We start from the raw sequence: 13,119 nt of genomic DNA on the forward strand, positions 1-13,119 counted from the left end.
GGCTGTTTAAGTTTATTTTGCTTTGAAAGTGGCACTTTGTGGATATTATGTTGCGACAATTATTGACTGAGAATAATGTGGCGATGATAAAAAATAAATTAGCGTGTTCTGTGAGCGTAGCGCTCAGCTCTCTAGTGTTAAGTACGTCTGCTTTTGCTACTAATACTTATTTTGATGCTCGTAATAATGCCATGGGCGGCGTAGGCGTTGCCAGCTCTCACTATGGCATAGCAGCGTTAGTAAACCCTGCATTAGTCGCAAAAGATGATAAAAAAACCGATGACTTTTCTTTAGTGCTACCCAGTGTGGGCATTCAAGTGTCTGATAAAGATGACTTGATCGATGGTATTGATAATGTGTCAGACATATATGACCGTTTTGATGCCGCAATTAAAAACAGTGATAACCTTACGGCGCAAATTGAAGCTAAAAATTTAGCCAGTGAGCTGCGCTCAATAGATGCTAAATACGTAGATGGTAATGTAGGCGTAAATATTGTGGCTACTTTGCCCGCTCGTTGGGGCTCAGCCAGTCTATTTGCTAATGGTTATGGCTCAGTGGCCGTAGCTACTAATGTGGCACAAAGCGATTTGGCCTTGTTAGATGCAGCCGCTGCTGATGCTACTGTTGCTGGTGCTCTACCTAATGATCTTAAATTAGACTCTGAAGGCCGTGCCGTGGCCGCCCTGGTTCAAGATTATGGTCTTGCGCTAGCAAAAGTGGTTGAGATACAAGGCTTACCCGTGCATGTGGGTGTGACGCCTAAGCTACAAAAAGTAGATACCTTTAACTATGCCACTCGTGTTGACGACTTTGAGACCAGTGATGTTAATGACAGCCGTTATCGCGACAGTGAAACGGGCTTTAACGCCGACTTAGGTCTGGCCCTTGATTATAGCCAGCTCACTTTTGGCTTAAGTGCGCGCAACTTAATTGCTCGAGATGTGGATACTAAAGTGATTGAGGGCAAGAAGTTTACTTATCAAATTGCGCCGTTAGTGACCACTGGGGTGGCGTATCGTACTGACTTAGGAACCCTAGCCGCAGATCTGGACTTAACCGAAACTAAAGGTTTTAGTCATATTAAGAGCTCTCAGTATGCCAGTGTCGGCGGTGAGCTTGATGCGTGGGGCTGGGCACAACTTCGTGCAGGCTATCGCACCGATCTAAAAGGCGATATGCCTAATATGGTCACCGCAGGGCTTGGATTATCTCCGTTTAAAGTGGTGCATTTAGACTTAGCAGGTATGGTGGGCTCAGATAAAGCGATGGGCGCAGCCGTTACCATGAGTTATACTTTTTAAATAAGATACACTTTGGTTAATAGTTTATAACCCCAGCTCACACCCGTGGCTGGGGTTTTTTACTTATGGCCACTTATTAAGGAGCTAAAATGAAGCTCAGCCAATATTTTGCAATAAGCTATTTTTTGGCCGTAGCCTTGCTAGCGCTCGGCTATTTATTAGAAAATAATGCGCTATGTTTTAAAGTGAGTGTGGCTTATTTATTGGCTTTATTACTGATAAGCGCGCTTACTTTTTTGGTTTATGCTAAAGATAAGCGCGCGGCGCGGTTAGCACTGCGCCGTACGCCTGAGTGCACCTTACATGGCTTAGCTGTGATTGGTGGCTGGCCGGGTGTCTTAATAGCCCAAGCGCGGCTGCGTCACAAAACACAAAAAACTTCTTTCAAAATAAGGCTGTGGCTAAGCATAATCGGCCATCTGGCAGCAGTGGGGCTGATTATTTTTATTAGTGATGGGCTAGGTCCACATAGTTAGCAATAACCGCCCTCATGTAGCCTTGCAGCTTTTAACTCGCCCATTGTTTGGAGAGCTTATGACTGAGCATCACCATTGGCAGTTGATCTCCACTGACGATTATCAATGTCCATCGGCCCCGCTTATCGTGCGGTTACAACGCCAGCGGCGGCGCGTATTACGCACCCTAAAGCTGGTTAAGTCAGATAGCTATGCGCTTGGCGATGTGCAATCTGGCACTGAAGAAGCGAATTTTTCCACAGATAAATTACCCATCGCGCTTAGTACCTATATAAGCGAGACGCCTTGGTCTAGTGCGCTGTGTGTGCTGTTAGATCCGCCTTTTAGTGGCACCAGTGCGATGGCAAAAACTTGGGCTAAGCACCAAGCGCGAAGCACACTGACACCTCCTACTCTTAGTCACATAAAGTATGTCGATATTGACGGCTGGTGGCAGCAGCAATCGGCACACGTACACGCCCAAACCTCACAATTTGAACCAGATAATGCTTGGTTGATCCCAGATCTGACGGCTTATTTTTTACGGTGTACGGGTCACATGGCGTTTATTAACGCTTGGTTACCGCGAGCGTTAGCGGGCGAATTTGGTGCGGGTATTGTGGTATGTAATAGCTGGGCGTTTGCTTTTTTAAGTCATAACTGGCCTGCAGAAGTCGTTAATAGCCATTGTTTAGCACCGGCTACACCGCAACTACTACGCCAACTTGGCTTTAGTGGTAAACACCATCAGCTAGCGCGTTTGCTGGGTGAGGCCAGAGGCAACTTAGGAGTCGCGTGGGAAATCTGGCAACATCATTATAAGCAGCAACAAGCGCTGCCCGAATTGCCGCTAAACACTAATGATAACACCTGCTTTATCTTATATAGCTTGCTTATCCATAACAGCTTGTCCTTTGAGGAGCTGGGACAAGTAATTGCCAATTTAAGTGAACATGAACTGGCGCTACAGTTGTTAAGCTTAAAAGAAACCGGCGTTATCGAACAAAGCAGCGAACGTGAGCCGCAATGGCAGGTTAGGGCGTTAGCCTATATGCGGGTGCGGGAGTTTTTAGGGGGTCGTGACTATTTGTTGGATAAATTCTAAGGGAGCTTATGGATGCGAAGCGGTTTTTAAAATTATTTAGAGATATCTCCTCTGAAGATGTCATTGAAGCAAGCATAGTGGTGGTGGGTGCGCTGTTAATAATATGGCTTATCCAAAAAACACTCCCTTGGGTTGCGAGTCGTTTACACAGTCACCGCCGACTATGGGTATTAGCCTTAGTGCCGACTTTACGCCTAGTCGTGATAGTGGCCACCATTAGTTGGTTGGTGCCATTATTTTTTGAACTGACCGTACAAAACACCATCGCTATCTTAAGTGTGACTGGCCTAGCCATTGGCTTTGCTCTTAAAGATTACGTAAGTAGTATTATTGCCGGTATTGTGGCGGCTTATGAAGTGCCTTATCGCCCTGGAGATTGGATTGAGGTGGAAGGACAATACGGAGAGGTAAAGCGTATCGGTATGCGGGTAGTCGAAATTGTCACCCCTAATGATACGGTTATTTTTATCCCTCACCTTAAGCTATGGGATGGCCTTATTCATAATGCCAACAATGGGGGAGCGAGCCTAATGTGTGTAGTGAGTTTTTACCTCGCCCCCGATCATGACGCCAGTGTGGTGTGCGAGGCACTTGAGGAAGTGGCCTTATCCAGCGCCTATCTTAAGCTCACTAAGCCTGTGGTAGTGCTAGCCCAAGAACAACCTTGGGGTACGCATTATCGAATTAAAGCCTACCCACTCGATCCGCGCCAGCAATTTCAATTTATGTCTGATCTCACTGTTCGCGGTAAAGACAGCTTAAGAAAGCTGCCAGTGAGCTTTGCCCGTATTCCACCAGAGCAGGCCATGGACTTATCGACAAAGAGTGAGTCAAGCGCGCGTTTTTAACTGCTATGATACCCAAAAAGCCACTCTGCCCACCTGCCAAGGGTGAGAGGGCGAGCAACACACCAGCCAAATAGGTAAGCTTAAAAATGTTAAAATTTACGCTTATTTTACCGACTTTCTCTTTAAGCACACCTCGACACTAGGCTTATAAACCATGCAAAATAATAATGACTTAGCACCCGGTCTCATGGTGGTGCATGCCAATCAATTAGAGTCACTTAAAGAATTAGCCGTAGCTTGGATGCGCCGCCACCCTCTAGCCCCTTTAGAAAACGAAGTGATTTTGGTACAAAGCAACGGCATTGCCCAATGGCTGAAACAATCGTTAGCCGAGCAGCGCAATGGGGGGATTGCCGCGGCGATGCAGGTGGAGTTACCGGCGCGTTTTATATGGCAAACCTATCGCAGTGTCTTAGGCAGTGACACCATAGCGCGGCGCTCGCCGTTGGATAAAGCCCCCCTGACTTGGCGCTTAATGCGCTTATTACCCTGCTTAGTCAACGAGGATGTTTTTGAGCCGTTGCAGCGATTTTTACAACAAGATGAAGACGGGCGTAAGCGCTTTCAGTTAGCAGAGCGATTAGCCGACTTATTCGACCAATATCAGGTATATCGTGCCGACTGGCTGAATGAGTGGGAGCAGGGGCGAGATCATATTATAAACGCTCGTCATAAAGCGACGCCCTTAGAAGAGCAAAATAAATGGCAAGCAGCGCTATGGCGCGCGTTATTAGATGATGTGGGTCATGAGCAAGTAGCGGGCAGTCGAGCTGGGGTGCATCCGCGTTTTTTAGCGGAGCTGCAACACGCCAACCAGGCCCCAGCAGGCTTAGTGCGGCGGGTGATTGTGTTTGGTATTTCTTCTTTGCCCGCTCAAACGGTAGAAGCCTTAGCCGCCATAGCCAAGTTTAGCCAAGTGTTATTATGTGTCCATAATCCATGCCAATACCATTGGGGAGATATAGTGGCGGATCAGGACTTGTTGCGCCATCAATTTCGCCGCCATGCTCGAAAAGCCGGCCAACCCGCCTTAATCGCCGAGCATGACTTGCATCAACATGCTCATCCGCTATTGGCAGCTTGGGGTAAGCAGGGGCGAGATTATATTAATTTGCTCGATAGCATGGACGAGCCTGAAAGTTATCGCCAACGCTTTGCGGCAATGGGCACGCGTATTGATATTTTTAATGAAACTAGCCCTGAGCATTTACTCGCGCAATTACAAGATGATATTTTGCACTTACGCCCGCTGAGTGAGACTCGCGAGTGCTGGCCGCCAGTGGCTAGCGAGCAGGCTAGCATTCGTTTTCATATTGCGCATAGCGCCCAGCGTGAAGTAGAAATATTACACGACCAACTGCTGGCTTATTTTAGTGAACACCCCAGTCTGCGCCCACGAGACATCATCGTTATGGTGCCGGATATCAATCTATATGCACCGCACATTGAAGCGGTATTTGGCCAATATCAGCGTGATGATCACCGTTATATTCCCTTTACCTTGGCCGACCAAGGTAGTCGAGGGACAGAGCCGCTCATGATTGCCTTAGAGCAATTATTACGTTTACCTGAAAACCGACAAACAGTCAGTGAAGTTTTAGACTTATTGGAAGTGCCCGCGCTGCGCCAGCGTTTTGGTATTAAAGAGCAAGATGTGCCTATCTTGCATCGCTGGATAGAAGGCGCCGGTATTCGTTGGGGGCTAGATGCTAAGCGCAGAGCCAGCTTAGGACTGCCAAATGACATGGAGCAAAATACTTGGCGCTTTGGGCTGCGTCGCATGTTGCTCGGTTATGCGATGGGCAGTGGGGATGCGTGCTTTGATATTGAGCCCTATGATGAAATAGGCGGCTTAGATGCTGCCTTAATTGGCCCTCTCATGGCCTTGTTATCCATGCTAGATAACTGGCACCAGCAGTTGTCACACTCTCATTTGCCTCAAGCGTGGGGTGAGGCCTTACAGCAATTATTAACTGACTTTTTCTTAAGTGAGACCGAGCGCGAGCACACGCTGTTGAGCCAGCTCAGCCTGACCTTAGAAGATTGGCAACAGCTGTGTGAAAGTGTGGACTTAAAAGAGCCACTGCCCTTAAACGTGGTACGCGAAGCTTGGCTAAGCGCACTTGATCAAGGCCGCCTAAGCCAGCGGTTTATGGCGGGTGCTGTTAATTTTTGTACCTTGATGCCGATGCGCGCCATTCCTTTTCGTATGGTGTGTTTACTGGGCATGAATGATGGGGATTATCCGCGCAATGTGAATGCGCTGGGGTTTGATTTAATGGCGAATGATTATCGCCCAGGCGATCGTTCACGCCGCGAAGACGATCGCTACTTATTACTCGAGGCTTTGCTCTCGGCTCGAGACTTACTCTATATCAGCTGGGTAGGGCGCAGTATTCGCGATAATACAGTGCGCCCGCCCTCGGTGCTGGTTGGGCAACTGCAAGATCATATTGTAGCGGGATGGCAGGCGGCCACGCGTGAGAATAGCTCATCGTCTTGCTTACTGAGTATGCTCACCACAGAGCATCCCTTGCAGCCCTTTAGTGCGCAATACTTTAATCAGCATCCCAGATTATTTAGTTATGCTCATGAATGGGCGGGGTTATATCACGCTAAAGCTACGTCCTCAGCCGAGCCCCTAACGCCATTAATTACCGCCCAAGACCCACCGTTAATTCGCGAGCTGGGGCAGCTCCAGCATTTTTTGCGCGATCCTGTGGGGCATTTTTTTAGTCAACGGCTTAACGTGCACTTAAACGAGCATACGTTAGCAACCAGCGATGATGAACCTTTTGCACTTGATGGCTTAAGCCTGTATCTGCTTAAGCAACAACTCTTAGACGATGCCTGTGAGGCGAAAGATCTTGAACAAGCTCTACTCGCAGGCGCCCAGCGCCTGCGAGGACAAGGCCAGTTGCCTTTAGCGGGTTTTGGCCGTGAGCTACAAGCTCAGATTTTACCGCCGCTACTTAGCCAATTACAGCGCTATCAAGCCTTACAAAAATGCTGGCCAGACACTCTCGGCTCACCGCTGGCGCTGTCGGCCAGCCATGCCAATATGGTAGTGGAGGGCTGGTTAGGGGCGTTGGTTAAACATCAACAAGGTGTCGGGCGGCTGGTATTACAACCGGGGACCTTAGTGCATAAAAAAGAGCCTAAATGGCACCGAGTGTTACCTACCTTTGTTAGCCAAGTGCTGGCCAGTGCTTGTCATATATCACTGACCACTTGGCTGATAGGGGAAGATGAAACCTTGGTGTTTACGCCGCTTGATGCAGAGCTTGCTCATTCCATATTAAACCAATGGTTGTCCAGTTGGCGAGCGGGGCTTGAAACGCCGCTACCTGTCGCCTTACACACCGCTATGGTGTGGCTAAGCCAACAAGATGAAGATAAAGCGCGTAAAAAATATGAAGGCGATGGTTTTTTTGCTCGCGGTGAAGTACGAGATAACGCGGCATTAGCGCGCCATTATCCAAGCTTTAATGCCCTAAATGCCAGTGGAGAGTTTGCACTCTGGAGTGAGCGCTTATATCGCCCTTTACTTGAGCATCCCCCTCAATCGTTAAGTGCGGAGAAGTCATCATGACCGATCTTTTATCTCGCCCGCTGGCACTGCGCTTTCCTTTATATGGCAGTCGATTAATTGAAGCCAGTGCAGGCACGGGCAAAACCTTTACTATTTCTGCTCTTTATTTACGCTTAATTTTAGGTCATGGCAACCAGGCGGCCTTTGGGCGTGAGCTATTACCGCCAGAGATTTTAGTGGTGACTTTTACTGACGCCGCTACCCGAGAATTACGGGATCGGATCCGTGCTCGCCTAGTTGAAGCCGCACGGGTATTTCGTGATGAATTAGTCGGGGATGCGTTATTAGCCGCATTTAAAGCCGACTTTGAGCCAGCCCGTTGGTTAGCCTGTGCACAACGCTTAGACATTGCAGCTCAATGGATGGATGAAGCCGCGGTATCGACCATTCATAGCTGGTGTCAGCGTATGCTGCGTGAGCATGCTTTTGACAGCGGGAGTTTATTTACTCAAACCTTACAAACGGATCACAGCGAGCTTAAGGCGCAAGTTGTGCGCGATTATTGGCGACTGCATTGTTATCCGCTTACAGGCAGCGCGCTGGAGTGGGTTATTAGCCACTGGCAAAGTCCTTCGCAATTACTAAGCGCCATACAGCCGTTGTTACGCCAGCCTAGCGCTCAGGCTCAACCTAAAGAGCCCTTAGTGCCACTGAGTGAGTTGCTTGAGCAGTTATTGCAACAAAGAGCACAAAAGCTGGCTAAGCTAAAAGCCCCTTGGTCAGTGTGGCTAGATGAAATAGCCCGTTTATTGCACAGTGGTATCGCGAATAAACAAGTGCATGGTAAATGGCTACAAGCAAAGCGCACCGATACTTGGCTGGCCGGTATTAAAGATTGGCGAGACAGTGAGGCGATTATCTTGGAGCTAACTGATGCTGCTTGGCAAAGATTAACGCCTGCTGGCCTGAGTGAGGCGTGGAAAGTGGGAGAGGCGCCTGCTCACCCTGCATTTGAGGCACTAGAAACGCTTCGTGAGCAGCTCGCTTGCTTAAATGCACCGCTGGATCCCGCCAGACTTCATGCCGCCACTTGGGTAAGCCAGCGTTTTCAAGAAGAAAAACGCCGTAGAGCAGAAATGGGCTTTGACGATATGCTAACGCGCTTGGATCAAGCTCTACACGGCGAAAACGGTGAGCGCTTAAGTGCCGTTATTCGTAATCAGTTTCCGGTGGCCATGATTGATGAATTTCAAGACACAGATCCTCAGCAATATCGTATTTTTGACCGAATTTATGGACTAAGTGCAGCGAGCAACACCGGTGCGAGTGAACGCTCAGATCGCGGTTTATTTTTAATTGGTGACCCTAAACAAGCGATTTATGCCTTTAGAGGTGCTGATATCCATACGTATTTGGCGGCGCGCTTAGCTACCAAAGGGCGCCATGACAGTCTTGATACCAACTTTCGCTCCTCACAAGATATGGTAAATAGTGTTAATCGATTATTTTTAGCAGCAGAGCAACGCCCAGCACCTGCGCCTTATGGGGCCTTTTTATTTGGCTCTGAAGAAGATAATCCGCTGCCCTTTACGCCGGTTAAAGCAAAAGGGCGAGCCGAGCAATGGTGCCTAAAAAGTGCACCCGATAGCCCTTGGCAAAGACAACCGGCGCTTACCTTGTGGCATGCCGAGCAAAGTGAACCTTTGACGGCAAGCGCATACCGCCAACAGATGGCACTGAGCTGTGCAAGTCACATCACCCATTTGCTTAATTTAGGCCAAAAAAACTGTGCTGGTTTTATTAAAGACGAGACGGTGCTGGCACTAAAGCCCAGTGATATAGCGGTGTTGGTGCGCAACGTCACCGAGGCCCAAGCCATACGGCTAGCCTTGAGCGAGCGGGGCGTACAAAGTGTTTATTTATCAGATAAAGACTCTATTTTTGATAGCCAAGAAGCCCGAGATTTAGTGTTATGGTTGCGCGCCTGTGCTGAGCCCGAGCAAGACCGCTTACTGCGCAGCGCCCTCGCCAGTCGCACCCTTGGGCAAAGTCTCTATGAACTGGAATTGCTTAATCAAGATGAATGGCACTGGGAGCGCTGTGTATTGCAATTTCGTGATTATCAATATCAGTGGCGTCGCCAAGGCGTACTGCCGATGTTGCGCCAATTATTGCACGACTTTGATTTGCCAAGCCGCTTAGTACAGCATAGCGAGGGAGAGCGGGCGCTGACCAATATTTTGCACTTGGCCGAGCTATTGCAGCAAGCGGCAACAAATTTAGATGGCGAGCAAGCGCTGATCCGCTATTTAAGTGAACGCGTCCAAGGCGACGAGCCCGCCGGCGATGAACAAGTATTACGCCTTGAAAGTGATGCCGCCTTAGTGCGGGTGGTCACCATTCATAAGTCTAAGGGCTTGGAATATCCCTTGGTGTTTTTACCCTTTATTTGCGCTCATCGGGAGACTAAAAGCAATGAAGCGGTGAATGTACACGATGGTAAGCAAACCCAGCTTATTCTCACTCCCAATGACCAACAGTTACAACTGGCCGAGCAAGCACGCTTAAGAGAAGACTTACGCTTATTATATGTGGCACTGACTCGCTCTCGCCATGGCTGCTGGTTAGGGCTGGCTGATATTAAAAATCGCGCTAAGGGCTCGGTATTACATAAGTCTGCGATTGGCCAATTACTGGGTGGAGGAGAGGTGTTACACCATAGCGCTGAACTTGCACAGTGGCTAGCACCTTTACTCACTGATAACCCTAGCGAAATTGCCATTACAGCTCTGCCTCAGCCTTGTGAGCAGAGATTACTTAATCTTGCCTCTGGCAAGGCTCTACCTCATTGGCGCGAGCCGCGCCGGCGCGCCGCCGAGCACTGGTGGATTTCTTCTTACAGTGCACTGCGCACCGGTGCCCTAACGACGCCAAAGACGCGCTTTGAAGATATGAGCCCCGAAGATGCGATGGCGGCGAGTGGGATTGATGATGATCAAGAAACCACACAGCCGATAGTGAGCCAACCTTGGACCGGAGCTTCGTTACATGACTTTCCACGAGGACCTAACCCAGGGACGTTTTTACATGGCTTATTAGAGCTGGCAGCAGCAGAGGGTTTTGCTTATGAGGCAGGCGGGTTAAGTGAGCAAATAGCGCGGCGCTGTGCACTAAGAAAGTTAGAGCAGTGGACGCCACACTTACAAGCTTGGCTGAGTGCATTACTACTGACGCCACTGGCGGGGGTTAAGCTTAACGGGGTAGAACTGTGTTTAGGTGAGCTCACGACCTTTCAAGCGGAAATGGAATTTTGGTTAGAGGCCAGTCATGTCGATGTACAACAAATGGATCGCTTAGTACAGCAACACGTTTTGCCGGGCTATACCGGAGCGCCATTATTATCCGATACCTTAAATGGCATGTTTAAGGGATTTATCGATTTAGTGTTGGAAGTGGATGGGCGCTATTTTGTTGTGGATTATAAGTCGAACTGGCTAGGCGCCGACCATGAGTCCTATACCGAGTCAGCGATGAAAGAGCAGCTAATCAAACACAGATACGACTTACAATATGTGCTCTATATTTTAGCGCTGCACCGCCAACTTAAGTTACGCTTAGCGCACTACGATTACGACCAGCACGTAGGCGGCGCTATTTATTGGTTTATTCGCCATCCCCAAGCCCAATACGTGAGCTGCCCACCAAAAGAGTTGATTGAGTCCTTAGATGCCTTATTTAATAATCAATATCAGCCCTTGCCAGCGCCTTATCTAGCAGCCGAGGACAATATCAATGAATAGTTTAGAAGCTCCAGTGGCAGACGATGCTTTAGACGTGGCCGCGCTACAACATAGTGCCGCTTTGTTTAGAGTATTAGGGTATTGGCAAGAAAAAGGCTGGCTACGCGCGCTCGATGTGGCCCTAGCGCACTTTTTTTATGAGTTAGAGCCAAGCTCTTCGCCATTATTATTATTAGCCAGCGCCCTTACTAGTCATCAACTAGGTCATGGTCATGTGTGTTTAGATCTTAACGCAACCTTGACCAATGCCGATTTTGTGCTGGCACTGCCGCCAGAGGGAGAAGCAAAAGCGCAAAGTTTATTGCCTTCACAATTACTCGCTACAGTAAGCTTAAACGAGTGGCGCCAGGCTCTAGCACTGCCAAGCTTAGTTGCTAAAGGCTCTAAGCTGGCACGCCAACACACGGCTACCCCTTTAGTATTAGTGGGTCAGCGACTGTATTTACGCCGCTACTGGCGCTATGAACAAACAGTTGCCAGCCATTTAGCTAAGCGCTTAACACTAGAGCCCACATTGCCTGCTCAGTTACCTTTATTACTTGAGCAGTTATTTCCAGAGCCCTTGTGGCTTGCGGGGCTGCGTCAAACAGATTGGCAAAAGCTTGCTTGTGCCTTAGCGGTGCGCGGCAATTTTTGTATGATCACCGGCGGTCCAGGGACTGGAAAAACCACCACTGTGGTACGACTCTTGGCTTTATTACAACAGTCTCACCTTGAACAACCGCTGCGTATTCGCTTAAGTGCACCCACGGGTAAAGCGGCGGCGCGCTTAAGTGAGTCTATTGCGGCGCAGGTGGCTAACTTAGCGGTGAGTGAAGCGGTGCGCGCTGTGATCCCCAGTGAAGTGACCACTTTGCACCGCTTGCTAGGAAGTGTCCCTAACAGCCGCCATTTTCGCCACCACAGTCGCCACTTATTGCCGCTAGATGTCTTAGTCGTAGATGAAGCCTCTATGATTGACTTAGAGATGATGGCTGCACTGTTGAGTGCTTTACCTGAGACGGCACGCTTAATTTTGCTTGGGGATAAAGACCAGCTCGCCTCGGTAGAGGCAGGGGCGGTGTTGGGTGACTTGTGCAGTGATGCAACAGCAGGGCGCTACGATCCTGCTCTTAGCACTTGGTTAGAGAACGTCAGTGGCGAGTCCTTAGCGCATCCTGATTTAGAAGCGGGAAATCCACAAGATAATCCGCTAGCCCAACGTACCTTAATGCTGCGCCATTCTCGCCGCTTTGGTATTCACTCAGGCATTGGTGAGTTAGCCCAAGCAGTGAATAATCAAGATAGTGCGAGCGCCACGGCATTGTTAAATAAAACGCCAGAAGATGTGCATCATATAGTGCTAAAGGCGGAGCAGGATAAGCAGTTAAATAAACTATTGCTCAAAGGCTGGGGGACGGCACAGGGCTATGGCCATTATTTAACGTGCTTAACACAGACTCGCCCCCTTTTATTGCAAGCCAAAACAGCAAGCGAACAAAAAACGTGGCAGCGCTGGGCGGCTGGTGTTTTAACGGCATTTGATGATTTTCGCCTTTTGTGCGCGCTACGCAAGGGGCCCTGGGGCGTCGCGGGCTTAAATGAGCGTATTGCAGGCTTGCTACATAAACGCGGCTTATTAGAGTCAGATCAAGGATGGTATGAAGGGCGCCCGGTACTAGTCAGCCAAAATGATTATAGTTTAGGCCTAATGAATGGCGATATTGGCATCGCTTTACGTGTGCCCGACGAGACTGGGCGGGTAAGTTTGCGCGTGGCTTTTGCCCAGCATAGCGATGAACAAGCGGTAAAATTTATACTGCCGAGTCGCCTTACGGCGCTGGAAACTGTGTTTGCGATGACCGTTCATAAGTCACAAGGCTCGGAGTTTGCTCATACGGCATTAATCTTGCCCGATAGTTTAAATCCGGTACTGACAAAAGAGCTGTTATATACCGGCATTACACGAGCGAGAAAACATTTTAGTTTAATTGAAAGCCGAGCGGGCATCTTTACTCAAGCGTTACAAAAGCGAGTAGGGCGGCGCAGTGGCTTATTGGAAGAGTTAACTGCTCAAGAATAAAAAGACGGCTCTT

General features: G+C 49.0%; 7 protein-coding genes. All 7 read left to right on the forward strand.

What is annotated here, in order from left to right:
* Positions 1–47 precede the first annotated feature (47 nt).
* Positions 48–1,304, forward strand: a complete 1,257-nt coding sequence (traF, locus tag CBP12_RS02860; protein WP_232455183.1) for a conjugal transfer protein TraF — start codon at positions 48–50, stop codon at positions 1,302–1,304.
* An 89-nt stretch (positions 1,305–1,393) separates the two neighbouring features.
* Complete coding sequence (locus CBP12_RS02865) at positions 1,394–1,780, forward strand: DUF1294 domain-containing protein (protein WP_086962770.1); 387 nt, start codon at positions 1,394–1,396, stop codon at positions 1,778–1,780.
* 58 nt (positions 1,781–1,838) lie between these two features.
* Positions 1,839–2,864 (forward strand): hypothetical protein, encoded by a 1,026-nt coding sequence (locus CBP12_RS02870; protein WP_086962772.1) that lies wholly within the window; start codon positions 1,839–1,841, stop codon positions 2,862–2,864.
* 8 nt (positions 2,865–2,872) lie between these two features.
* Positions 2,873–3,712, forward strand: a complete 840-nt coding sequence (locus tag CBP12_RS02875; protein ID WP_086962774.1) for a mechanosensitive ion channel family protein — start codon at positions 2,873–2,875, stop codon at positions 3,710–3,712.
* Between the two features lie 154 nt (positions 3,713–3,866).
* Complete coding sequence (gene recC / locus CBP12_RS02880; RefSeq protein WP_086962775.1) at positions 3,867–7,304, forward strand: exodeoxyribonuclease V subunit gamma; 3,438 nt, start codon at positions 3,867–3,869, stop codon at positions 7,302–7,304.
* A complete protein-coding gene (gene recB, locus CBP12_RS02885) occupies positions 7,301–11,044 on the forward strand; it encodes an exodeoxyribonuclease V subunit beta (protein WP_086962778.1) in 3,744 nt (1,247 codons plus the stop codon). The genes recC and recB overlap by 4 nt, the downstream gene beginning before the upstream one ends.
* Positions 11,037–13,106, forward strand: coding sequence for an exodeoxyribonuclease V subunit alpha (gene recD / locus CBP12_RS02890; RefSeq protein WP_086962780.1), 2,070 nt, complete (start codon positions 11,037–11,039; stop codon positions 13,104–13,106). The genes recB and recD overlap by 8 nt, the downstream gene beginning before the upstream one ends.
* The last annotated feature ends 13 nt before the right edge of the window (positions 13,107–13,119 follow it).

Origin of the sequence: Oceanisphaera avium (genome assembly GCF_002157875.1) — a bacterium.
In the GTDB taxonomy this organism is placed as follows: Bacteria; Pseudomonadota; Gammaproteobacteria; order Enterobacterales; family Aeromonadaceae; genus Oceanimonas; species Oceanimonas avium.